Below are 24,536 nucleotides of genomic sequence, written 5' to 3'. Positions count from 1 at the left end.
GCCTTACTTATAACGTAAGGCTTTTTTGAATTAGTATAGTTCAAAAGGCTTACACCCGCTCCAGCACGATGGCCGAGGCCCCGCCGCCGCCGTTGCAGATTCCGGTAACCCCAATCTTGCCGTTGTTTTTGTGCAGCACATTGATGAGGGTAGTCACAATTCTGGCTCCCGAGGCTCCCAGTGGGTGACCTAGGGAAACCGCTCCGCCGTACACGTTCACGTTGCCGCCTTCCAGGCCCAACTTCTGGTTGTTGGCCAGTGATACCACTGAGAAAGCCTCGTTGATTTCGTAAAAATCAACCTCCTCAGGCGTTACCCCTGATACCTTCAAAGCTTTAGGAATAGCCAGGGCCGGAGTGGTGGTGAACCATTTTGGCTCCTGCTCGGCATCGGCGAAGCCGAGGATTTTGGCGATGGGTTTCACGCCCAGTTCTTCGGCTTTCTCTTTGCTCATAAGCAACAGGGCTGCGGCGCCGTCGTTGAGGGTAGAGGCGTTGGCCGCCGTTACAGTGCCTTCCTTATCAAACACCGGACGCAGGCCCGGGATCTTTTCAAAGTTCACCTTGCTGTATTCCTCGTCTTCCGTGATGAAAATGGATTCCTTTCCTCGCTGCGGAATTTCTACGGGCACAATTTCATCTTTTAAGTAACCAGCTTTAGCCGCGGCGGCAGATTTACGGTAAGAGTTGATAGCGTACTCATCCTGCATCTCGCGGGTGATGCCCAACTCGCGAGCGGTATTTTCCGCGGCGCTGCCCATGTGGTAATCATTGTAGACATCCCAGAGGCCGTCTTTCACCAGGCCGTCAATCATCTGGCCGTGGCCCATCTTCGCCCCGAAACGGGCTTTGTCCAGGTAGTAAGGCACGTTGGACATGCTCTCCATTCCGCCCGCCACAATGATGTCTTTGTGGCCCAGCATGATGGCTTGCGAGGCGAACATGATAGCCTTGGAACCCGAGGCGCACACTTTATTGATGGTGGTACATTCCACTTCGTATCCCAGACCGGCGCCAATGGCTGCCTGCCGCGCGGGCGCCTGGCCCACGTTCGCCGACAACACATTGCCCATGATCACTTCCTGTACCAGGCTTTTGTCTACCCCGGCTTTCTCCAAAGCGCCTTTAATAGCGATGGCACCCAACTGAGGAGCCGTCAGGCTGGCCAATGCCCCGCCAAAACTCCCGATTGGCGTACGAACCGCCGAGATAACGTATACTTCTTTCACTTGCATAGCAGTAGTTTTTCTGGATTATCGGTTTGAAATTAGGAGTTCTCTAAATAAAAACCAAACGCTTGTTAGGTTGAAAGGGTTCTCTCCTGTAAAACAAAAGTCTGCAGCAGGAAGGTGCAAGGCAGTAAGTGAAAATTTCAGGAAAGGGCCTTTGCCTAAAGTTGCCGCATTTTTGATAAGCTTTCAAGGAATCAGGGCGGAAACGCAAGGGTAATACTTCTCGCCCAGAGGTTCAAAGGGTAAAGGCTTCTCTACACCTAACTGCTGCATAGGCAGCCCTCACCAGTTATTATAAATCTTACCTTTTACAATTTGGACAATTAACCTTTTCTGACGGTTTTGGTGATTTTATAGCGATATCCTTTTAAGGTAACTTTTACAAAAAGGGCCCTAAAACGGTTTCTCTTTTACCAATCTGGGGTATTCTTGTCGGCTGGTTTGGTGGTTCTGCGAGGCAACTGCTGCAGGTATTGGGCTTCTTCCTGACGCATGGCGTCCAGGAGTTGGCGAGCTTTTTCAGGGGAGAGTTGCAGTTTTTTCAGGCGCTCAAAGCGGGTCTGCAGCAGGGCATCCTCTTCGCGGGCAGCTTGGCTGCTTTTTCCGCTTCCGCCTGTAGCATTGCTGTCTGGCCGTCCCTCGTTGCTGTAGCCTTTGTTCAGCCCCTCGCTTCTCCCGAAATTCTCCTGCCTGGAATCATTGCCTTGGCCATTCTGCGGTGTGGAGGGGCCCCCATTGGCGGTATTGCCTGCGCCTGTGCTTTGGTCACTGTTGGGGGCACCTGCTGTCGAACTGCCATTTGCATTTGGCTGCCGGGAACCGCCCGGCCCATTCTGGTCTGTTCTCTTTTGGGGTGGTTTGGGGCCTTGCCGCTTTTCCGGGTGCAGCAACAGGTATTTCTGAAGCAGTTCAAAATTGTAGCGCGCCGTTGCGTTCGTTTCCCTGGCTTTAAGAGCTTGTTTACAAAAATCAATGGCTTTGGTGTAGTTTCCTTCCTCAGCCTCAATCACGGCCAACTGGGTAGCCACTGTGGAGAGTAAGTCTTTGTCCTGGGTTTTAAGCAAAGAACGGTATAGGGGCGAGGCCTGGGTATACTCCCGCAGGTGAAAATAGGAGTGGGCCAGGTTCAGGGTGACGGTTGCGGGTGACTTGCCGTCTTCGGCCTCGCGTACTTTTTCATACAGTGCCGCAGCTTGTTGGTACTCCTTTTTTTTGTAGGCGGCCTCTGCCTGCTGGCTGAACTGGTTCCGTTGGGCAATGCGCTGGAAACCGTCAAACGGCAGGGAGACGAGTAAAACAATAAACCACCAGTAATTCATATCTTAAGCACCTGTATTGTCCATAAAACATCCAGTGCGATGAGCAGCAGGGCGGCCAGGAGGGGGTAAAGGTATTTATTGGCTGCAACCTCCACCACCTTGGCCTGGCGCAGCTCACTTTTAACGGTATTGACGGCGCTCAGCAAACGCGGCATCTCACTTATGTTCTGGTTTATCTCAAAGTAATTGCCTTTGGTGCGTTGGGCTACCTCCTTCAGAACATCGGCTTCCAGTTTGGTGAGCACCGTCTGGCCTTTGCCGTCTTTTTTAAAGGTACGTCCCTCAGGAATCTTCCCGCCCGCGTAGGTGCCTATCCCAATGCAGTACACCCGCACCCCCTGGTATACCAACGTAGACACGGCTTCCTGCACATTCTCCCCAAAGGTCTCACCATCAGAGAACACCACCAGTATTTTGGAGCGTTCCGTCTCACGGCTGGTTTCAGTTTCCCTAAACTTCTGGCTAGCCAACTGCAGTACCGGGCCCAACTGGGCAGCCTCGGCCGGCGCCAGCGAGGTGCGCAGGGATTGCACAAAGAGGTCCAGCGCGCCGTGGTCATAGGTAAGCGGACTGAGCACAAAGGCCTCGGAGGAAAACCCGATGAGCCCGATGCGGTCGGCGTTGGAGTTTTGGATAAACTCCTGTAGTTCCAATTTTACCTTCTCCAGCCGGGAAGGGGGTACGTCCTGGGCTTTCATGGACTGAGACAGATCCACCGCCAGGTACACGTCCTTGCCGTTGGTTCGTATTTCCTTGGTCATGGCCCCAAAAGAAGGTCCCAGCAAGGCCACTACCAAAAGCCCCATGTAAATACTCCTGATAATGGCTTTGATGTAAATGGTGTTCGCTTTCTGGGAAAACTGCCGGGCCAGCCTCTTAATCCTGAACAGGTATCCGCCGTAGAGCACCCCAAACAGGAGAAAGAAAAAAAACTCCATGGAAGTAAAAGGCAAATACCAGGTCATAGAAAAAGGCCAGTGCTTTAAAGTGCGGCAAGTTATAAAGAAAGAAACAAATGCCCTTGTGCCTTCCTTTTGTTAATGGAGCGCTAGTGCAAGTGGTAAACATAGATGAAACGCCTGGCGGGAAAATAAATTTCAAAAAAATCTTTGGGTCTAAGCCGTTGTCATAGAAGCGGATGGTGCGCTGCGGGGCAGAGAAGGGGAAATTTTTTTAGGCAGGGCTTTGGTAATCTCATTTTAGTTCGGCTATATTTGCACACTCTTTAACAGAAAGGGATGCCCGGAGAGATGGGTGAGTGGCTGAAACCAGCAGTTTGCTAAACTGCCGTACCTCTAAAGGGTACCGGGGGTTCGAATCCCCCTCTCTCCGCGAAGTTTTTTTGAAAATAAATTTTGAAAAGAAAACTTCATTTAATATCTTTGCACCGCAATTACGGAGAACGAAAGGTTAGAGAAGTTGGTCGCTTTGTAATTGCAGGACTCGGGGTGTAGCGTAGCCCGGTATCGCGCCACATTTGGGATGTGGAGGTCGTAGGTTCGAATCCTGCCACCCCGACGAAAAAAGATGAGTAATGTTGGATGACTAAAAAGACATTCTCCATTACTCATTTTCGTTTCGATGGTCTCGTAGCTCAGCTGGATAGAGCAACTGCCTTCTAAGCAGTAGGTCTTTGGTTCGAATCCAAACGGGATCACTTAAAAATCAGCCACTTATAAGGTAAAACTTGTAAGTGGCTTTTTTGTTTGCAATAGCCTCAGCACTGCCCTTGCAACGAATGCGGCTCAGGTACCGTTTTCTGATTGACTCAGATAAACATCCATGATCATCTACAATAGCGCCTTCCTGACCCTTGATTTCGATCCTAGCATGGACATACTGTCTGTTACCATGCAACCCATGAGCGATATTCTAGTGCCTGAAATCAACCGGTCGTTCGCAATTATTGTAGAGAACGCAAGGAACTATGACATCAAAAGGCTCCTGTTTGACGCAAGGGAAACACGGGTTGATGTCCAGGAGGAGGTATTCGCCCCGGTCCTCACCCAGTTTGTGTTGGATCTGGCAGCTACCAGGGTACAGAAGGTCGCCCGCGTCAGTTCCACCAGCGTCTTCCGGGAACACGTGGTGAGAAAGGTGTTCAATAATAACGTGCTTCCTATCCAGTTCGAGAGTTTTTCAGAGATAGAGCCCGCCATAGAATGGCTGAAGCACTAGCCCGCCTATGGTTTCCCCATGAAAACGTCCCTGCCTGCAGGATCTTCAACTCGGAAAGCCGGTTCTCAGGTGTCCAGCCCAGCACATACGCTTCCATCTGTATCTGACCATTGCGGTATACCTTCACAAAGGTAAGTTCAAGTTGAAGGTCTCTAAGTTGCTGGAAACGCCCTACTTCAAATTGCTTCTCACACATCTTAGTTATGTCGCAGGAAGGAGGGTAGCTTCTGCTCCTTGATCGGAGAGTTTATGGGTTTGCCAAGGAACCTGACCAGCTGCGAAGAGACAGAAGAGATCACCAAAACGCCTTACGCCATAGAAGAAGAAAATTCTACCATAGAATGGAAAGGCTACAGCCCCACTCTGTACCACGTAGGCTCCTTTAAAGTGACCAGCCCGGGCGTGGAGGTGGTAGACGGCAAAGTGAAATCCGGGACGTTCACCATTCCCATTGCCTCCATCCAGAACTTCGATTTGCCTGACCACGTGAGGCCCGCCTTGCTGGAGCACCTCAAAAGCCCCGATTTCTTCAACATGGTCCTGCACCCCAATGCCTCCTTCAAGATCACTAATGTTCAGCCGTTGGCTTCTTCCACTGGTGGGGGAGTAGCAAACGCTAACTATACCGTTACCGGAGATTTTACGATGCTTTCCTGCCAGGATTACGCTGGAAGGAAGCAAAATGGAGATGAAGGCTGATTTCCAGTTAGGCAGAACCAAATGGGGCATGATGTACGCCGCAGACCCAGCCCTTGGGGAGCACCACATCTTGCCAGAAGTAGACATTTCCTTAACAGTAAAGGGTCATCGGCGATAATTTGAAACTGGTAACTTCCTTTCGCGAATATTTACAGAATATGTGATAGAACGTGTAGGAGGCAGTTTCTGAAAAACAACGCAGAAGCCAGCAGGAAACAGCTTTTCTTAAGTGAAGAGCGGCTTACTGCTGGCTGCTGCTTTTGGCTTGCTTTTCCTATTTCGGCTTTGAAACACATCTTAGATACCAGTTACAAACAGTTTAAATAAGCGCTGATGTGGGCCAAAGGAAAGGAGGTGGTTGTTATATGTTTATTTTAATATATTTATCTTAAAAAATTAAGCTATACCCTATTTGATTGAAGATGAAGAGACATGTACTCCTGCTAGGTTTCCTGTTGCTGTTCGCGCCGCTGCTTTATGCCCAGAGCTCACAGGATGATTTAGATGCCTATGTGAAACGATTAAAAGATTCTTATGCCACTGGCGGAAGTGAAACCGCCTTTATGTCTGTAGGTTCTGATTTTTTGTACGCTCAGGGGTATTTTGAAGCTAAGAATTACTCCTCTGCCGCAGATGGTTTCATGCGAATAGTGGGGGCAAACAAGGACCATGTGTTTGCCAACTACCAGTTAGCCATCGCTCTAATCAGGCAAAACGACCCTTATAAAACTAGACAAGCGGAACAGTACCTGGACCATGCCTTTAAACTGAACCCATCGCTCAAAGAGCGGTATGCCAAAGATGTTCCAGTTCAGCAAACATCTTCCGCTGGTCAAACTGAAAAAACTGAGCCAAAGAGTACGGAAAATTCTAAATTTGAACCCACCAAAGCTGCTCCTATTGGTTTGGAGGCGTACATAGACAAGCTGAAGTACTCTTTTGCCACTGGCGGAAAAGAAACCCAGATGTTATCTGCCGGGCAGGAAGCCATGGCGGGTATTCAGTACTATGAAAAAGGAGAATACGGCAGTGCCGAAACCCGGTTCAATCTTTCATTAACCGTAGACGCAGAGAATCCTTATGTGAATTACTTGAAAGCCGTTTCCATGGCTGCCCAGGGAAAAGAAGGAGCTGCAAAGCCCTTCCTGCAAAAAGCTGTAGCTGGTGATGCTTCCTTGCAGCAACGGTATGCGGGTGACCTCACCTCCGCCAAAGCCGCCTGGAGCAAGTTTAATGCATTTAAGGAAGTGAAAACAACGCCTACCGCTAAAATCACTTATGGCGGACCGCTCCAGTACGGCAACTACACCTGCCACCAGTCGGTGTGGAATGGGCCCAATGCCAGCCCGGCTTACCGCTTTGACTACAAAGGATATTTTGCTTTGAAGAAAGATGGCACCTACCGCTGGTTAGACAATGGTGGAACCGGCAAGTACAGGTACAATCCTAAAACGGGCGCCATTACCTGGCTTTCGGGGCCTATGAAGAATAACGCTCCAACTTCTTCCAGATACCAGCCCGGCACCAAAGTAGCCCAGGTAACCGTGGAGTTTTCCAAAGATTACCGCTGGGAGTGCGGGTGTAATAAATAGGAGCAAGGATTTCTGAAACGCACCTTTACATTGTTAAGGTGTATTGCGCAGCAGCCTGTTTTAAGAGAGGTTTTACCAAAATGCTCTTGAAACAGGCTGCTCCTTTTTCACAATACTTTTTAATTGTAGATTGCTCATCTGATTTTCCACCCCAATCTAAGAATGAGTAGAAGAAACATGTTCCGCGGGAAAGTAAAGTTTATTGTTGCCCTTCTGTGCCTGTTCCAGGCCGAGGCCTATAGCCAGGTAAGACTGCCCAAATTGGTAAGCGACGGAATGGTACTGCAGCGCGATGCCAAAACCAACATCTGGGGCTGGGCTGCGCCCGGCGAGAAAGTAACCGTTACCTTCCGGGGGAAAAACTACAAAGCCACTACCAACCCCAGCGGAAAATGGCAGGTAGCCCTGTCACCTGTGAAAGCGGGCGGTCCTTACACCATGGACATCAAGGGCAGCAACCAGATCACCGTGAAAGACATCCTGTTGGGCGATGTGTATTTCTGCTCCGGGCAGTCTAACATGGTACACCAAATGTCGCTGCATAATATCACTTATGCCAACGATATCATAACCGCCAATTACCCCCAGATCCGGCATTTCTGGATTCCCACCACAGCCAACATGGAAGGTCCTGCGCAGGATCTGCCAGCGGCTGCGGCCTGGAAATGGGCGAACCCCCAGGACGTGAACAACTTCTCCGCCGTGGCCTATTTCTTCGCCCGCAAACTGTATGACCGGTACAAAATTCCCATCGGGTTGATCAACGCCAGCGTAGGTGGCACGCCCATTGAAGCCTGGACCAGCGAAGAAGGCTTGAAGGAATTTCCGGCTATTATGTCCACCATAGATAAGAACAAGGATACCAGCTACGTGAACCCCATCCAACGTAGGGCAGCGGCCGTGGCAGCAGCTAACCGCCAAAAGCCTGAGCTGGACAAAGGCCTCACCGGAGCCGTCAAGTGGTTTGATCCGGCGTACGTACCTAAAGGGTGGCGCAACATCAACATCCCCGGCTATTGGGAAGACCAGGGCATAAGGGACCTGAACGGAGCCGTGTGGTACAGGCGCGAGATTGAGGTTCCGGCTTCTATGGTGGGCGTACCGGCCAAGGTGTTCCTGGGCCGCATAGTGGATGCTGATTTCCTGTACATTAACGGAAAACAAGTCGGAAACACAGGGTACCAGTATCCGCAGAGAAGGTACAGCGTTCCGGCCGGTACTTTGAAAGCCGGGAAAAACCTCTTTGTGGTACGCGTGCTGAACCAGGGCGGCAAAGGTGGCTTTGTGCCAGACAAACCATATTACCTGGAGGCAAACGGCCAAACCCTTGACCTGAAAGGCACCTGGCAGTACAAAGTGGGCGATGTGTACCGTCCGGCTACGGGTCCATTTGAAGGCGGCATAAGCGCCCAGAACCAACCTACGGCTTTGTACAACGCCATGGTGGCCCCCGCTATAAACTACACCCTCAAAGGTATCTTGTGGTACCAGGGCGAAAGCAACGCTGGTAATCCTACCGAATACAAAAAGCTGTTGCCGGCTTTGATCGCAGATTGGCGCGCAAAGTGGGGACAGGGCAACCTGCCGTTCCTGTTTGTACAACTTCCCAACTTCATGGAGGCAAATTACCTGCCTACTGAAAGCAACTGGGCGCTGATGCGGGAAGCGGCCCTGCAAACCCTATCGGTGCCTAACACGGCCATGGCCGTTACCATTGAACTGGGCGAGTGGAACGACATCCACCCGGATAACAAGAAAGACGTGGGCGAGCGGTTGGCCCTGGCCGCCATGAAGCTGATCTACGGCGACAACAAGATTGTTTCCTCCGGTCCGTTATATCAGTCTTTAAAGATTGAGAGGAATAAGATCATTCTGAGTTTCACCAACGTGGGAGGCGGGTTGATATCCATTGACGACGAGGAACTCAGCCAGTTTGCCATTGCCGGAGCCGATAAAAAGTTTGTCTGGGCGAATGCAAAGATAGAGGGCGACAAAGTGGTGGTGTGGAGCGACGAGGTACCGGAGCCGAAGTACGTGCGCTACGCCTGGGCCGATAACCCCGACAGCGCCAACCTCTACAACAAAGAAAAATTACCAGCTTCCCCTTTCCGTACTGATAAGTAAGAAGTAGCACCTCTCCCTAAACCCTACATGCCTCCAGTGACTAATTCTTGTATTTCAGGGTAGACCGCAAGATGGTGATGGTGAAGGTGTCATAAATCCTTTACAGTAAAAGGTTGAAGGACTACGTGCGAATTGTCACTAACTCCAAGCAGATAGTCCTTAAACAAACCATTTCCTCCTTGGATGAGCTTCGGAGGGGTCTTTTGCAGGCTAAATAGGAGAGAAGTAAGCTACTTATTTACAGGTATTTAGGGCCTGTTTTCTTAAAAACAGGCCCTAAATACCTGTAAATAAAGAAATAAGCTTCTATTGCTCATTTGCTTGGATCTTCTCAAAGTAGCGCATTACCTTTTCTTCGGTGGCTTTTTGAAAGATCACATCCTTAAAGAGTGTGGTTCTTAAGGAGCGGTAAAGAGCAACAGAATGTTTCAAGCTTTCCAATAAGGTATGTCGGTCATAAGCCGGAATGGTTTGCTTGAGAAGGATCAGGTCTTCACTTTCCAAGTCACGCTCTACTTTTCTCACTCCCCTGGGCAGATTGCCTTTTTTGAGGTGGAGTAACGGACCTAACACTACCATTCTCAGGTACCCGAAAAAATCAAACGCCTCCAAGTATTCTCCCCGGCCAATCTTCAACAGGGCATAGTGTACCCAAATCCAGAAGCGGTCTTCTATCCATTGATAATCTGGGTAAGGAAACTGGGCGGTGGAGGTGTCTAAAACTTCCTGAAGCTGGCCATCGGGGTCAAGCAGGAGAATTGGATCCTCTGCCCGGGTTTGAAACTCACTCAGGGTCAGGAATTTGAGGTCAACATGAAGCAGGGGATCATCATAAAGGCAGATCAGCACCCTGGGTTCGCCCACGTGTTCTCCCGTGAACCCAGACAACAGATTGCCCAGCCGCTTCGCGTATGCCAGCATTTTGTCTTTGCTATCTGATATCTTCTCCCTGGTGACCAGAATGAGGTCCAGATCAGAGAACTCATCCAGCTCATTGGTGAGCCAGGAACCGCCCACGGCTAGCCCAATCACGTCTTTGTCCTCTTGCAGAAGCTGACTGGCTCTTTCGGCAAATTCAACTTGTATCATGGCTTTGGGGTTAATTTCCGGAAAACATGCCGGAAACCCAATGACTGCTTAATTCCATCAGTTAGATGATTTTGAAATGTTCTGCTACCGGTAAATTTATAAGTAGTGAATTGTTTTAGCGTACTAGTATATACGGCAGCCCGGCCGTCGGCATAAATGGCGTTTACAAAATTTGACATTAATCATCTATCACCTTCGCTCTAGTTCATTAGGCTACCCATAATGAATATTGCTGTCAAATTCAATCTAACTAATCTGTTTTACTATAAAGGCTTTTATGTATTACCACAACAAAATAGTGATAGAAAGTATTTGGAACTTTTGGCAAGCCAAATGTTTTCCCATCTATTTTCAGAGAGTTGAATGATGTTTTTATTCTAAGTCAAGCTTTATGATAGACCAAACTGCTATCTGAAGCACAATCTGGCCAAATTATTTCATGCGCTTGTACTTGTATGAGCATCCTTCAATGCACATGGGGGAAGTTGGAACAATGGAAAGCTCTCCAGATGGAAGAATTTTCCCGGTAAGCTCGCTTTGCTTAAGGTGTCCAACACTGCACGAAACCTTGATTATAATATCCTGACCGGTTGTTACTGAATACTTTCCGGAGCAGTCTCCACTGCCGCTAATATATTCCCCATCTGCTTTAAATTCAATAATAGTCGGTTTAGCGGGGTCTGCTTTAGTCCAATAGCCAGGACCGCCAACACTCATAAAGTATTCTACCAACTGCCATCTGCCAATTACTATGTCTTTTTTTTCCAAACTAGGGTTAATTTCCTCTTGGTGCTGGCATTGAAAAGCTGATAAAAATAATAAAACCAGCAAAAAAGTAAAGGTGGTTTTCATACGTGATACAGATAATGTGTGATTGTAATGATTTTTATCAATGACCCGGCTAAAAGGAATTTGGTTGCAAGACAATCAAAATATTAAAATACCGCAGCCCGATAAAAAATGAGCAAGGCTCGGTTAATAAATTTTTAGAATTCAGATCATTCTAAAAGGGAGAGATTTTACTTAAACTCTGTATATTTTATTAATTGTAACCTTGATAGAAGGTAACACTCTCCTGCGTAAGTTTGCCTAAGGAACGGCACAACGTTTCTTTCCATTTTTCCGCCGATTTATGAAAAACAGATATAAAACGCTGACCCTGGCAACGCTGCTTTCCTGCAGCCTGCTTGGGCCCGCTTCGCTTTACGCCCAGACCCAAACCGAGAAGGGAACTGACCTGGTGTATGTAGACAAACAGGGGATTCTTCGCTGGAAAAAGAACAACCAGGAGGCTACCTTCTTCGGGGTGAATTACACGGTGCCGTTCGCGTACGGGTACCGCTCCGTGAAGGCCAGAAACGTTTCCCCTGAGCAAGCCATCGACCAGGATGTCTACCACCTGGCCCGCTTGGGGCTGGATGCCTTCAGGGTACACGTTTGGGACACGGAGATCTCTGACACCTTGGGAAACCTGCAGAACAATGAGCACCTGCGGCTCTTTGATTACCTGTTGTTCAAGCTGAAGGAACGCAACATCAGGGTCATGCTCACGCCAATCGCGTTCTGGGGCAACGGCTACCCTGAGAAAGACGAGAACACCCCCGGTTTCTCGCGGCTGTACGGCAAGCAGAAGGCGCTGGTGAACGAACATGCTTTCAAGGCGCAGGAGAATTACCTCAAACAGCTCCTGAACCACGTTAACCCGTACACCAAACAGACCTACGGCGCAGACCCCAACATCATCGGGGCCGAGGTGAACAATGAGCCGCACCACTCCGGCCCTAAAGCCAGAACCACCGAGTACGTGAACCGTATGACGGCCGCCATCCGGGCCACTGGTTGGAGCAAGCCGGTATTCTACAACATCAGCGAGTCACCCACTTATGCAGACGCAGTGGCCAAGGCCCAGGTAGACGGCTTCAGCTTTCAGTGGTACCCCACCGGTTTGGTAGCCAACCGCACCCTACAGGGCAATTCCCTGCCCAACGTAGACCGTTACCACATCCCGTTTGACACCATCCCTGAGTTCAAGAACAAGGCCCTCATGGTGTATGAGTTTGATGCCGGAGATGTGCTGGGGTCTTACATGTACCCGGCCATGGCGCGGAGTTTCCGGGGCGCCGGGTTCCAGTGGGCAACCCAGTTTGCCTATGATCCGCTGGCCACCGCCTACGGCAACACCGAGTACCAGACGCACTACCTGAACCTGGCCTACACGCCTTCCAAAGCCATCAGTCTGATGATTGCTTCTAAAGTGTTCCACCAGGTGCCTCTGCGCAAAAACTTCGGTTCTTACCCCGCCGACAGTGTGTTTGATGCTTTTAGGGTGAGTTACAAAGAAGCCTTGAGCGAGATGAATACCCCACAGGCTTTCCTGTATTCCAACACCACGCGGACCAAACCCGTGAAGGCCGCCAAATTGACGCAGGTGGCAGGCGTAGGCAGCTCACCGGTGGTGCAGTACAGCGGTTCCGGCGCGTATTTCCTGGACAAACTGGACAAGGGCGTGTGGCGCCTGGAGGTGATGCCAGATGCCATCCACATCCGCGATCCCTTCGCGAAAGCCTCGCCCAACAAAGAGGTGACCCGCATCCAGTGGCAGAACCAGTCCATGCAGATCAGGCTGGCGGAACTGGGCGAGACCTTCACCATTACCGCGGCGAACGAAGGAAACACTTACAGTGCCACGGCCAAAGACGGCAGTTTCCAGGTGCAGCCCGGCGCCTATTTATTGACCAAAAAAGCGAAAAGCGGGGTAAAACGGGATGCCGCCTTCGGGAGCCTGTGGGTGAAGGAATTCGTGGCCCCGCAGCCGTTTGACACGAAGCCGTTTGTGGCGCATCAGCCTTTGAGGGAGGTGTCGGCGGGAGAATCTTTCCCTATTACGGCGCAGGTGGTGGGTGTATCACCCTACGCCAAGGTACAGGTGCAGCTCAACAACCAGGCCGCCGGGTACAAAACGGTTCCTATGGAGAAAATAGGGGCGAACCAATACAAGGCCGAGGTGCCCGTGGATTTGCTTTCTCCGGGTCTGGTAAACTACCGCATCATGGTGCAGGACGGAAACCAGCACGTAACGTACCCGGGCGGTTTTGAGGGAGATCCCTGGGCCTGGGACTATTACCAGAACGATGCTTACCAGACCTTTGTAGCCGCTGAGAACGGGGCTTTGTCGCTGTTCAACGCCACCTCTGACCGCTCTATCTTTGTTTTCCCCAACCTCTGGAAAGCCGATGAGCGCCAACTCATCGCTGCCTCCGAGCCTGGTCAGTTGATCCTGAAACTTTCAGCGAAAGAACTTCCGGCGGAGAAGACCTTTGGCTTCCAGCAATTCATCGGGGACAAGCTGAAGGGGAGGGAAACCGAGCTGGCAGGCTTTGAGAAACTGGTGATCAGGATCAGGAGTGGCAACGCTGCGCCGGCGCCCGTGAAAGTGAGCTTGATCACCGCCAATGCCTCGGCGTTTGCTACTACGGTCAGCGTGGGCAACACCTTCAAAGACATCGAGATTCCGCTGAACGCTTTGAAACCCGATGCCATGATCTTGCTGCCGCGGCCTTACCCTGGTTTCCAGCCGTTCTCGTTCCAGCCAGCTAAACCCGAGGCTTTCAATCTTCAGCAGGTGGAGAAACTGGAGATTTCTTTGAGTCAGGATGCCAAAGCCGCCGCAGGTCAGGTTAACAGTTTTGAGGTAGAGGCGGTGTGGCTGGAGAAGAAGTAGGCTCCGGAATTTAATTCAAACCAGAATGTAGGCGCGCTTCTGATTTCGGCTTACTTTTACCAAAGTAGCCCGAAAACAGAAGCGCTTTTCTGTGCGCCTGCTAAGGCTTAACCTTCACCTTGAAAGCGAACCAAAACATGCACCATCGGCTTCCCTTGATTACCGCGGTGGCCTGTTTCCTGGGACTTCTGAGCCCCCAGGATACTCAGGCCCAAACTACCCCCACCTTCACCCGGCAAGACACGTTGCGCGGCTCCATTACCCCGGAGCGGTCCTGGTGGGATCTGGTTCATTATGACCTGCGCATGAAAGTGAATCCGCAGGACAGCACCATGCAGGGCGTGAACCTGGTGCGCTACAAAGTGTTGAAGGCCCAGCAAACCATGCAGATAGATTTGCAGCCACCCATGCGTATTGAACAGGTAGTGCAGAACGGCCAGAAACTAGCGGTGAAGCAGGATGGCAACGCCTGGTTTATCCAGTTGGCGGCCAAGCAGGTGCCCGGCACCTTGCAGACCGTGGAGGTTTCTTACAGCGGCAAACCCCAGGTGAGCACCAACCCGCCCTGGAGTGGGGGGGTAACCTGGAAGAAAGACGCAGCAGGCAAACCGTTCATCGCTACCTCCTGCCAGGGAGATGGCGCCAGCCTGTGGTGGCCCTGCAAAGACCACATGTACGATGAACCAGACAGCATGATGATCAGGGTGACGGTGCCGCAGAAACTCATGGATGTGTCTAATGGCCGCCTCCGGAAAGTGGACCAAAACCAGGACGGCACCAAGACCTTCCATTGGGCGGTGACCAATCCCATCAACAACTACGGCGTGAATGTGAACATAGCCGACTATGTGCACTTCTCAGAAACCTATGCCGGCGAGAAAGGCAAGCTGGACTGCAACTACTATGTCCTGCGCGAAAACCTGGACAAAGCCAAAGAGCAGTTCAAACAGGTGCCCCAGATGCTGAAGGCCTTTGAACATTGGTTCGGCCCGTACCCTTTCTATGAGGATGGCTTTAAACTGGTAGAGGTGCCCTACCTGGGCATGGAGCACCAAAGCTCGGTGACCTACGGAAACAAGTACCAGAACGGCTACCTGGGCCGCGACCTGAGCGGTACCGGCTGGGGACTGAAGTTCGATTTCATCATCATCCACGAGAGCGGTCATGAGTGGTTTGCCAACAATATCACTTACAGAGACATCGCAGACATGTGGATCCACGAAAGCTTCACGAACTACTCTGAGAACCTTTTTGTGGAGTATTTCCACGGCAAGAAAGCGGGAAGTGAGTACGTGATTGGCACGCGGCGCGGAATCAAAAATGACCGGCCTATCATCGGGAAATACGACGTCAATTTCAGTGGCTCCGGTGACATGTACCCCAAAGGCGGTAATATGCTGCACACCCTTCGGCAGGTAGTGAACGATGACGCCAAATGGCGCAACATCCTGCGTGGCCTCAACAAGGAATTCTACCACCAAACCGTAACCACCCAGCAGATAGAGAATTACCTGAGCAAGCAAACCGGCAAAGACCTGAAAGCCTTCTTTGACCAGTACCTGCGTGATGTGCGCATCCCGGAACTGGAGTACCGGATAGAGGGGAACACCCTGGCTTATCGTTGGAACAACACCGTGCCGGGTTTCAAACTGCCCGTAAAAGTGCTGGTAGCCGGAAAGGAAACCTGGCTGCAGCCCGTGGCTTCTACCTGGAAAAAAACAAAACTCGCGGCCGGTACCTCAGACATCACCGTGGACTCAAATTTCTACGTAACCCAGAAGAAGGCACAGTAAACGCTTTCTACCCGCAAGGGAAGAAGTTTACGTAAAATCTTTACCCCAAGCCCCGCTTTAAAGCCGATTTCTTAAAAACGGCCTAAAAGCAGGGCTTTTCTTTTAAATGGGGGAAAGGTACAGTTCAGGAAGTCAAAAGATTGAACACGAGGATTTTTAACCCGTACCTCTAAACAGCCTCATAACCCTTTGAGCCTTTAACCTGATTTCAGATGGACATGCATTTCATCCGCCGCGGCGAGGGAAAACCTTTGTTACTCATCCATGGCGTGGGCGGCAGTTCCCGCTCCTGGGATTTGATGATAGACGGTCTGGCCGAGGCCGGGCGGGAGGTAATTGCATTGGATTTGCCTGGCCATGGCGCCACGCCGCCCTTATCGGGCGAGGTATCCATCAGCACCCTAGCCGATGCGGTCACCTCATTTTTAGAAAGCCAAAACTTGCTGGGGATTGATGCTGTGGGTAGTTCCATGGGTGCCCGCCTGGTGCTGGAACTTGCGCGACGAGGTGGGGTGCTGGGCGCGGTAGTGTCGCTGAACCCCGGCGGATTCTGGAGAGGTTGGGAAAAGCCGGTCTTCTATTACTCGGTGGCCTCCTCTAAGCGGCTGTTGCAACTCCTTCAACCGGTATTACCAACTTTGGCGGGAAACCCCGTAGGAAGAACGCTGCTGCTGTCCCAGTTTTCGGCCCATCCCTGGGATTTGCCCTCAAAACTGGTCTTGGAAGAACTGCGCACCATGGTCTCCTCACCGTCCTTTGATGAACTGCTGTACAACCTGGCCTACGGCGAGACCCAGATAGGAGCCCCGCGAGGCACCATTCCAGCGCCGCTGGTAATTGGGTGGGGGCGCCAGGACCGGGTTTGCTTTCCACAACAGGCCTCCCGGACACTGGCCCTTTTCCCCGATGCCAGTATTCACTGGTTTGCCCGGTGCGGTCATTTTCCGCAGTGGGACTCACCGGAAGAAGCCATCCAACTAGTACTCACCGTCACCAGTGGCATCAACTATGAACCACTGCTCTCCGCGGAGATGAATAAACCGGTTACCACTAACACCCGAAACTGGGCTGCGATTATGGGCATTGGCTTAGCGGCAGCAGTGGGTGGCTTTCTGCTAACTCGTTCCAGAATGAGTTGACCCTTTTGCTGCCGTTTTTCTAAAATCAGGCACAAAAAGGCCTCTGTAAGTTTCAGGTGGTACACCTGTTGCTCTCAGAGGCCTTGCTGTGTTTAGAAATATCAACCTGCATCGGGTTGGCCTGTCAGGGGACAAGCCAAGGGAAAGGAAGATCAATCAATCAATCAATGGATCAATCAATCAATCAATCAATCAATCAATCAATCAATCAATGGATCAATCAATGGATCAATCAATGGATCAATCAATGGATCAATCAATGGATCAATCAATGGATCAATCAACTCCGCCTATGCGGGTAGGTTTAGTTTGGGGAGGCCAGATGCCGGGTTGCCCGGTTCTCTGGTTTACCGGCAGCACACTGCGGTCGCGCGAGGTAGTGGTAGGGTCCTCACTGGCCATGTAGGCTAAGATAGCCGTGAGAATGGCATTGCTGCGCACATCGTCAAACACAATTTTGTCATAGGTGTCGCGATTCGTGTGCCAGGTGTAATTGCCGTAAGACCAGCTCAGGGAACTAAGGGAAAAGGCAGGGGCACCGGCGGCCAAAAAGGAGGAGTGGTCAGAGCCGCCTCCGGCCGGGGAACCCGGGAAGTTCGTCTGGATGTGGGTCCGGATGTTCTCAGGTACGGGCGCGAGCCAGCGGTTGAGGTACTCATACGAGTGCAGGAACCCTGAACCGGCCAAGTTGGCGACGCGGCCGGTGCCGTTGTCCTGGTTGAATACCGCCTGGATTTTGCTTATAATTTCGGGGTGGTCTTCCACAAAGGCGCGGGAGCCGTTCAGGCCTTGTTCTTCGCTGCCCCAATGGCCCACCAGAATGGTTCTTTTGGGGTTAGGGTAGATCTTTTTAAGGATACGCATGGCCTCCATCATCACCAGGGTACCGGTACCGTTATCGGTGGCGCCGGTGCCGCCGTCCCAGGAGTCAAAGTGCGCCGAAAGGATCACGTACTCGTCTGGTTTCTGGGTGCCTTTCATCTCCGCGATGGTGTTGAAGGTAGGCACCATGCCGCGCTCTTTTGACTCAGCTTGAACCTGGATTTTAGGCTTCTGCCCCGATGCCGTGAGGCGGTAAAGCAATCCGTAATCTTCCAGCGCAATATCTACCGTAGGAATTTTCTTGGTGTAGGCACTGAAGATCTTATTCACGCCAAATCCGCTGGACCAGTTAGACATGACCACTCCGGCGGCGCCGGCTTTTTCCAAAGCCACGGGCAAGGTGCGGTTGGTATAGCCCATCTTGGTCATCTTCGTGCGCCAGGCCTCAGTTTGGGCTGTGCGTTCGGCTTTCATTTTCTCAAAAGATTCCTTCGTGGCGAATTCCTGCCAGTTGTAGTCGGGGCGGCCGGTGGGTTGCGGCATGGAGATGAGCACAAATTTTCCTTTTACGCTGGGTAACCATTTCTGGAAAGCCAGGGAGTCGGTCACGGTCTCAGGGAGGGTGATGGTCTCAGCGGTGACGCCTTTGCCTTTGGTGCTGGGGCTCCAGGCCAATTGCATGCCTTCCAGCGATTTCACCCGTGGGTACACCATGTCAATATGGGAGACGCCTCTTTGCCAGCTGCGCCACTCGCCCCATTTCTCGTTTCGGGCAGTAATGCCCCAGCCTTTGTACTTAGCCACGGCCCAGTCGTTGGCCTGCTGCATCTGGGGCGTACCCACCAGGCGCGGACCAATCACATCCATGAGTTCGTGGGCCAGAGTTTCCAGTTGCGAGTTCTGGGTTGCTTCTTTCACAATGCTGTCTACCACGGGGTTCTGGGTCTGGGCGAAACCAACCTGGGCCGTGAAGAGGAAAGAAAGGAAAAGGAGTTTGGGCGCACTTCGTTTGTGGCCCAGTCGGGGAGGGGTGAAGAGTTGTATCATGCCCCTAATTTAACTACGCAGAGAAGAACTGAAAGCGGCTTCCCGAAAATAGCTACTGGTTTCCCGTTCAGGGGCCGATTTCTTGAAAACAGCCCCTAAACAGAAATACTTATTCCAGCACGAAATCCTTTGCCTGTGGTAGGCTCATGAATTTCTGGGCCAGTTCTTCGGGCAGGGCCGCCAGTTTGCGTTTGGCCAGGTCCATCCAGGCACCTTCCACATTGATGATGGCCGCCTTCACGCCATCGCCGCGGTACAGCTCATGGCGGATGCTCCAGCGGGAGCCATCTGCGCGGGACTTGGTCAACACCGTTTCAATCTTGATGTTATCGTTGATGCCTACTTCGCGCAGGTACTGCAACTCCTCGCGGAACAGAATGGGACCCAGTTTCAAGTGCTGGAAAGTCTTGAAATCCAGTCCCAGGCTGTTCAGCATGGAAATACGGGCCTGGGCGGCAAAATCGGCATACGCCGAGTGGCGAAGGTGCATGTTGGCGTCTACCTGCGCCCAGATCACGTGACCTTCATATACAATGCTCATAGTTTTTGTTTTTGGTGGTGTGCAATAATGGGGTAATTACGTCCAGGCTTTTTCACCGGCCGGAATTGAAGTATAGACCAAATTTAGTTTTTTGTTTTACTCCCTTAGGGAAAAGTCGCCTTCCAGGGAAAATACCCAGCCTTAATAATGGAAAGCAGCATCTCGTTCATCAGCAGCATCTCGTTTATCCTGTCGAATGACGACGTTACAGTGTAACGTCGCTACATTTCAGATCTTGTAGCGACGTTACACTGTAACGTCGTACACATTCCTAAAACCATAATCAAACGGGTTCAATAAAAAGGAAAGGCGTTCAAATGACCAGGCGTGGAAGCCACGCGGAAACTTTATTTCTCAAAATGTGCAGGGCTAATCTGGTGCCGGGGTATGAAATCTGCAAATAATTTCTAGCTTTGAATATCATGCAATTTACATCTGGTCTGACGCTGAAGGGGTTATAAACGGGAAGGGAAAAATGCTGCCAGAGAGATTTAGCAGAATGTAAATAAATTCATTTTTATATATCCCTTTTACCCTAATTTGAGTAAAATAGCTCTAAAATGACCCTTCCATGCAACAATCGTCTTCTGCATCTCCGCATCTTCTGGAAATAGCCTGGGAAGCGTGTAACCAAGTAGGTGGTATCTACACGGTGATCCGCTCCAAAGTACCCGCCATGATTGAGTATTGGGGTGATCAGTACTGCCTCATTGGTCCGTTTTTCCCGCAACAGGCCGCCCACGAGTTTGAGCCTTCTGATGACTACTCAGATGTGTACGGCCAGGCGGTGCTGGAACTGCGGGCGCAAGGGGTAGAGTGCTACTACGGCAACTGGCTGGTGACCGGCCGCCCCAGAATTGTGCTGATCAACCCATACAGCGCTTTTGGGCAACTGGGCGAGATCAAGTACCTGCTGTGGGAAGACCATAAGATCCCCACTTCCAACGAGGACCTGCTGAACCAGGTACTGGCCTTTGGGCAACTGGTAAGACGCTTCATATCCTTGCTGTCTGGCAAGACCCAGGTGGTAGCCCACTTCCATGAGTGGATGGTAGGCTCGGCCATTCCTGATCTGCGCCGGGACCAGGTTCCGGTGAAAATTGTGTTCACCACGCACGCCACGCTGCTGGGCCGCTACCTGGCCATGAACGATCCCAACTTCTATGACCAGCTCACCTCCGTAGACTGGCAGCATGAAGCTCGGCATTTCAATATTGAGCCGGCCGTGTCCATTGAAAGGGCTGCGGCGCACGGGGCGCACGTTTTCACTACGGTAAGTGAGGTAACGGTGCGGGAGTGTATTTACCTGCTGGACCGGATTCCGGATACGGTGTTGCCCAACGGGCTGAACATCAGGCGCTTCACGGCCATGCACGAGTTCCAGAACCTGCATTTGACGTACAAGAAGCGTATTCACCGGTTTGTGATGGGGCACTTTTTCCAGAGTTTCCCCTTTGACCTTGACAAAACCATCTACCTGTTTACCTCGGGCCGGTTTGAGTACCGCAACAAAGGTTTTGACCTTACCCTGGAGGCTTTGGCGCGGCTAAACTATCGCATGAAACAGGCCAAGAGCGACATGACGGTGGTGATGTTCTTTGTGACCAAGCAGCCGTTCTACTCTATTAACCCGGGCGTACTCCATTCCAAGGCTTTGATGGAGGAAATCCAGGACACCTGTGAGGCCATCAAAGACCAGATTGGAGAGCGCCTCTTCTACGACGCCGCCGCCAGCACCGAGTATAAACTGCCCGAGCTGAACGATTACGTTGATGATTACTGGAAACTACGGTACCGCCGCACCATCCAGTCCTGGAAAACGCACCAGTTGCCCCCTGTAGTTACTCATAACCTGGTCAACGACCAGTCTGACGAGATCCTGCATTTCCTGCGGAGCTCCAACCTGGTGAACAACGCTGATGACCGCGTGAAAATAGTGTACCACCCAGATTTCATCTCGCCCACCAACCCACTGTTTGGGATGGAGTACGGGCAGTTTGTGCGCGGCTGTCACCTGGGTATTTTCCCGAGCTACTATGAGCCTTGGGGCTATACCCCGCTGGAATGCGTAGCCAGCGGTATCCCGGCTGTGACCAGTGATTTGTCAGGCTTCGGTGATTACGTGAAGAAGAACGTGAAGAAACACAAAGACAAAGGCATTTACGTGGTAGACCGGCATGAGCGCAGCTTTGATGATTCTGCTGAGCAGCTTACCCGTGACCTTTTTGACTTTGTGGAGATGAGCCGTCGCGAGCGTATTACCCAGCGCAACAAAGTGGAAGGCCTGTCTGAGATGTTTGACTGGAAAAAACTGCTGGTGCATTATGAGCGGGCCTACCAGCTTGCCTTGAGCACAAGCCAGGAATAGTTCTGGTTAGCGACAGAACCAAATAATAACAAAGAAAGAGAGTCTGTTTTGAGGATGTTTACTTAAAAACTCCTTCAAAACAGACTCTCTTTTTTATGACCAGGCGCTGCCTCTTTGTCTATAGTTCAGGCCTTACATCGGCTTAGGCAGCTACCCGGATGATTGCCAAATTTGATCCGGAACGGCATGACCCCGGATACACCCTTATGCTTTGCTTGCTGAAATTCCCTGCAGTTGCAGTGTATTGAATTCTGATGGTACGGTCAGCGTAACCAGGTTGGTTTCTGCGTTTAATTCCCACACAACTTCTTGTCCATCGGCCAGCACGCTGGCGGTTGCAACTGGCAGCCCGTGGATGATGACTTTGTAGTTTTGGTAAGCATCGGTGCCTTCACCGGTCCGCTCCTGCGTTACGGTGAACACGCCATCTACCGCGCTTGTTTGGAAAGTCTTCTGCAGGAATTTTCCTTCGGCGTAGCTGTAACCCTCGCCGCCGTCTTCGTAGAGTTCGCTCACGCAGGTTTGCTGGCCGTAGTAGACATGCAAGGTTACTTCTGCCACCGCAAGTTCGCCCACGTACTGTTGCACGGGGTAGAACGGCAGTACGGCTCCGGCTTTCACAAACATTGGTACCTTCTCTAAAGGCGCATCGGCCCAGATTTCTTTTTTACCGGCGGCCATTTCATCGGTCCAGAAGTTATACCAGTGGCCTTGCGGCAGGTACATGATTCTGCCTTCTACCCCGGGTTGGGTGATGGGGCAGACCACCAGGTTGTCGCCTAATGAGAACTCGGCCATGCGGTGGTAACACTCGGGGTCGTTTTGGTCCAGCAGGGCCAGGGGACGCAGCATGGGCGTGCCGCGCGAGGTGTACTGCCAAAACGTGGTGTAGAGGTAGGGCAGGAGTTGGTAACGTAGTTCAATGAACTTGCGCGCCAGCGAAGTGTACGGCTCACCGAAGGACCAGGGCTCCTGGTCGCCGTGGTCTCCGGAGGAGTGGGTACGGCAGAACGGATGGAAAATACCCAACTGGAGCCATCTGATGTAGAGCTCTCCGTCTGGCGTCTCAATGAAACCCCCGATATCAGAGCCCACGAAAGACATGCCCGAGATGCTCAGGCGTTGGCACTGGATGTTGGCGAGCCATAGGTGGTCCCAGGAGGCGATGTTGTCGCCGGTCCAGGCGGAGGCGAAGCGCTGCACCCCGGCATAGCCTGAGCGGGTGATGGTGAAAGGCCGGTCTGGGTAAGAAAACTGTTTTACCCCGTTGTAGGTGGCGCGGGCCATCTGCATGCCGTAAATGTTGTGGGCTTTGCGGTGGCTGCCTGGTTCTCCGTCATAGTAATGGCGCACGTCATTAGGGAAGGTGCCAATCTCAAAAACGGCTGGTTCGTTCATGTCATTCCAAACCCCTTTTACGCCCGTTTCTTCAATAAGACCCTTAAAAAGCCCGGACCACCAGTTACGCACCTCCTCGCGGGTAAAATCCGGGAAGTGGCACAGGCCTGGCCAAACGGTTCCTTTGTACAAAGGACCATCGGCGCGGCGGCAGAAGTAGTCGTTCTCAATACCTTCCTGGTACACCGGGTAATCATGGTCTACCTTAATGCCGGGATCAATGATCACCACCATCTTAAAACCGTCTTCCTTTAACTCCTGCACCAGGCGCTTGGGATCAGGGAAGTGGGTGGGGCTCCAGGTGAAGCACCGGAAACCGTCCATGTAGTCAATGTCCAGGTACAGGGCATCGCAGGGGATTTTCCGGTCCCGGAAACCTTTGGCCAGGTTCTTCACCACAGATTCTGGGTAGTAGCTCCATTTGCACTGGTGGTAGCCCAAAGACCAGAGCGGCGGCAACTCCGGCGGGCCGGTGAGCGTGGTGTATTTCTCCACCACCTGAGTAAGGGAAGGACCGTAGATAAAGTAGTACTCCATGGTGCCGCCCTGGGCCCAGAAACTGCTTACCGTAGATCGCTCTTTCCCAAAGTCAAAAGACGTCCTGAACGTGTTGTCAAAGAAGATTCCGTAGGCCTGCTTGCGGTGCAGACCCATGAAAAAGTTGATGTTCTTGTACAGCGGATCGGTGCCTTTCTTGTACCCGTAGGTATCTGAGCCCCAGTTCTGGAAACGCTTGTCGCGCAGGTTCATGTTGTCGGGCTTGTCGCCCAGACCGTAAAAGAATTCGTTGGGCTGAATGACCTTGCTCATCTTCACAATGTCGCCGCCGTATTTCTTGTGCTCCTCCCAGTGGAAACCTTTCTCATCCTCATTAAGGACCGTGCCCGACTTATCCAAAATGCGGGTGGTGAGCCCCTGGTTGGAGACAGTGCAGATGAGATCTTTGGTGGTGATCCGGAAATGGTCTGGCAGGGCCTTCAGCTTCAGCTTTACCGCCGTTTGCTTCCGGTCTGGGTTGAGGGCGTATGAAAAATCCCGGGAGAACTTCCCATCTGTTGTATATTTGAACCGTAGTATGTGATTTGAGATGGCTTCCACCTTAAGTCCAACGCGGTTGTCGCACATGAAAACCGCAGCGTTTTCACTTGTTTCAACGTGCCGGATGGTCCCCGCGAAATACTCTTCGCGCTTGGCACCCAGATCGTTGATCATGTAATTTGTTTCTTGAATTGTACTATCCATGATGAAGATCAATGGCGAAAAAGTAAGTAAAAAAGGATAATCCGTATAAATTCTGAAAACGGACCGCATAATTACGGAATGTTTCACATTAATCGCCTTTTTTGAACAAAGAAGGGCAAATAAATGTGGCTTAGGACTTGGTCTTGATGGTTGGATGCTTATCTTTACAAGACACCTCCCCCTTGATTCTTAAATGAATTGAATAAAAATAATAATGAGAAAACTGCGTGTAT

At 51.4% G+C, this 24,536-nt stretch carries 18 protein-coding genes and 3 tRNA genes; 12 read left to right on the top strand and 9 right to left on the bottom strand.

What is annotated here, in order from left to right; all coding sequences use genetic code 11:
• Nucleotides 1–49: 49 nt before the first annotated feature.
• From J3P34_RS13715 to J3P34_RS13705, 3 genes are all read right to left on the bottom strand, one after another.
• Nucleotides 50–1,234 (bottom strand): acetyl-CoA C-acyltransferase, encoded by a 1,185-nt coding sequence (locus J3P34_RS13715; protein ID WP_210489220.1) that lies wholly within the window; start codon nt 1,232–1,234, stop codon nt 50–52.
• Between the two features lie 407 nt (nt 1,235–1,641).
• The gene (locus J3P34_RS13710) at nt 1,642–2,550 is read right to left on the bottom strand and encodes a tetratricopeptide repeat protein (protein WP_210489219.1); all 909 of its coding nucleotides are present in this window, start codon (nt 2,548–2,550) and stop codon (nt 1,642–1,644) included.
• Nucleotides 2,547–3,515, bottom strand: coding sequence for a VWA domain-containing protein (locus tag J3P34_RS13705; RefSeq protein WP_210489218.1), 969 nt, complete (start codon nt 3,513–3,515; stop codon nt 2,547–2,549). Before J3P34_RS13705 ends, J3P34_RS13710 begins: the two co-directional genes overlap by 4 nt.
• Before the next feature lie 279 nt (nt 3,516–3,794).
• On the opposite strand from J3P34_RS13705, the gene J3P34_RS13700 reads away from it, so the two are divergent.
• The 4 genes from J3P34_RS13700 (at nt 3,795) to J3P34_RS13685 (ending at nt 4,728) form a co-directional block, all read left to right on the top strand.
• Nucleotides 3,795–3,882 (top strand) — tRNA-Ser (locus J3P34_RS13700).
• A 112-nt stretch (nt 3,883–3,994) separates the two neighbouring features.
• A tRNA-Pro gene (locus J3P34_RS13695) sits at nt 3,995–4,068 on the top strand.
• 65 nt (nt 4,069–4,133) lie between these two features.
• Nucleotides 4,134–4,207: transfer RNA gene (locus J3P34_RS13690), tRNA-Arg, on the top strand.
• 125 nt (nt 4,208–4,332) lie between these two features.
• Nucleotides 4,333–4,728: a hypothetical protein gene (locus J3P34_RS13685; RefSeq protein ID WP_210489217.1), complete on the top strand. Its 396-nt coding sequence runs from the start codon at nt 4,333–4,335 to the stop codon at nt 4,726–4,728.
• Here the strand turns inward: J3P34_RS13685 and J3P34_RS22475 are convergent.
• On the bottom strand, nt 4,670–4,924 hold the full coding sequence (locus J3P34_RS22475) for a nuclease A inhibitor family protein (RefSeq protein WP_210489216.1): 255 nt from the start codon (nt 4,922–4,924) through the stop codon (nt 4,670–4,672). The genes J3P34_RS13685 and J3P34_RS22475 overlap by 59 nt on opposite strands.
• Before the next feature lie 59 nt (nt 4,925–4,983).
• Here J3P34_RS22475 and J3P34_RS13675 point away from each other — a divergent pair, with 59 nt between their 5' ends.
• The 4 genes from J3P34_RS13675 to J3P34_RS13665 all read left to right on the top strand — a co-directional run bounded on the left by J3P34_RS13675 (nt 4,984) and on the right by J3P34_RS13665 (nt 9,143).
• Nucleotides 4,984–5,427 (top strand): YceI family protein, encoded by a 444-nt coding sequence (locus J3P34_RS13675; RefSeq protein WP_210489215.1) that lies wholly within the window; start codon nt 4,984–4,986, stop codon nt 5,425–5,427.
• Nucleotides 5,411–5,545, top strand: a complete 135-nt coding sequence (locus tag J3P34_RS22240; protein ID WP_282597084.1) for a hypothetical protein — start codon at nt 5,411–5,413, stop codon at nt 5,543–5,545. The genes J3P34_RS13675 and J3P34_RS22240 overlap by 17 nt, the downstream gene beginning before the upstream one ends.
• A gap of 304 nt (nt 5,546–5,849) precedes the next feature.
• Complete coding sequence (locus tag J3P34_RS13670; protein WP_210489214.1) at nt 5,850–7,019, top strand: hypothetical protein; 1,170 nt, start codon at nt 5,850–5,852, stop codon at nt 7,017–7,019.
• Between the two features lie 162 nt (nt 7,020–7,181).
• A complete protein-coding gene (locus tag J3P34_RS13665; RefSeq protein WP_246853703.1) occupies nt 7,182–9,143 on the top strand; it encodes a sialate O-acetylesterase in 1,962 nt (653 codons plus the stop codon).
• 306 nt (nt 9,144–9,449) lie between these two features.
• Here J3P34_RS13665 and J3P34_RS13660 read toward each other — a convergent pair whose 3' ends face one another.
• The gene (locus J3P34_RS13660) at nt 9,450–10,232 is read right to left on the bottom strand and encodes an aminoglycoside 6-adenylyltransferase (RefSeq protein WP_210489213.1); all 783 of its coding nucleotides are present in this window, start codon (nt 10,230–10,232) and stop codon (nt 9,450–9,452) included.
• Nucleotides 10,233–10,664: 432 nt separating this feature from the next.
• Nucleotides 10,665–11,084, bottom strand: coding sequence for a hypothetical protein (locus tag J3P34_RS13655; protein ID WP_210489212.1), 420 nt, complete (start codon nt 11,082–11,084; stop codon nt 10,665–10,667).
• 280 nt (nt 11,085–11,364) lie between these two features.
• Here J3P34_RS13655 and J3P34_RS13650 point away from each other — a divergent pair, with 280 nt between their 5' ends.
• From J3P34_RS13650 to J3P34_RS13640, 3 genes are all read left to right on the top strand, one after another.
• Nucleotides 11,365–13,953, top strand: a complete 2,589-nt coding sequence (locus J3P34_RS13650) for a cellulase family glycosylhydrolase (RefSeq protein ID WP_210489211.1) — start codon at nt 11,365–11,367, stop codon at nt 13,951–13,953.
• Between the two features lie 137 nt (nt 13,954–14,090).
• Nucleotides 14,091–15,746, top strand: a complete 1,656-nt coding sequence (locus J3P34_RS13645; RefSeq protein WP_210489455.1) for a M1 family metallopeptidase — start codon at nt 14,091–14,093, stop codon at nt 15,744–15,746.
• Nucleotides 15,747–15,958: 212 nt separating this feature from the next.
• Nucleotides 15,959–16,885 (top strand): alpha/beta fold hydrolase, encoded by a 927-nt coding sequence (locus tag J3P34_RS13640; protein WP_210489210.1) that lies wholly within the window; start codon nt 15,959–15,961, stop codon nt 16,883–16,885.
• Between the two features lie 276 nt (nt 16,886–17,161).
• On the opposite strand, the gene J3P34_RS13635 is transcribed toward J3P34_RS13640, so the two are convergent.
• Entirely contained in the window at nt 17,162–18,754 is a 1,593-nt protein-coding gene (locus J3P34_RS13635) for a M20/M25/M40 family metallo-hydrolase (protein WP_210489209.1), read from the bottom strand.
• 109 nt (nt 18,755–18,863) lie between these two features.
• Nucleotides 18,864–19,295 (bottom strand): acyl-CoA thioesterase, encoded by a 432-nt coding sequence (locus J3P34_RS13630; RefSeq protein ID WP_210489208.1) that lies wholly within the window; start codon nt 19,293–19,295, stop codon nt 18,864–18,866.
• A 571-nt stretch (nt 19,296–19,866) separates the two neighbouring features.
• On the opposite strand from J3P34_RS13630, the gene J3P34_RS13625 reads away from it, so the two are divergent.
• Nucleotides 19,867–21,663: a glycosyltransferase gene (locus J3P34_RS13625; RefSeq protein WP_210489207.1), complete on the top strand. Its 1,797-nt coding sequence runs from the start codon at nt 19,867–19,869 to the stop codon at nt 21,661–21,663.
• 204 nt (nt 21,664–21,867) lie between these two features.
• On the opposite strand, the gene J3P34_RS13620 is transcribed toward J3P34_RS13625, so the two are convergent.
• Nucleotides 21,868–24,273 carry a glycoside hydrolase family 31 protein gene (locus tag J3P34_RS13620; RefSeq protein WP_210489206.1) on the bottom strand — a complete coding sequence of 802 codons (2,406 nt, stop codon included), beginning with the start codon at nt 24,271–24,273 and terminating at the stop codon, nt 21,868–21,870.
• Nucleotides 24,274–24,536 lie beyond the last annotated feature (263 nt).

Origin of the sequence: Rufibacter aurantiacus, from assembly GCF_017916345.1 — a bacterium.
Taxonomy (GTDB): Bacteria; Bacteroidota; Bacteroidia; order Cytophagales; family Hymenobacteraceae; genus Nibribacter; species Nibribacter roseolus.
Note: the sequence above shows the minus strand (reverse complement) of the source record. Positions and strands in the feature narration are given on the sequence as shown.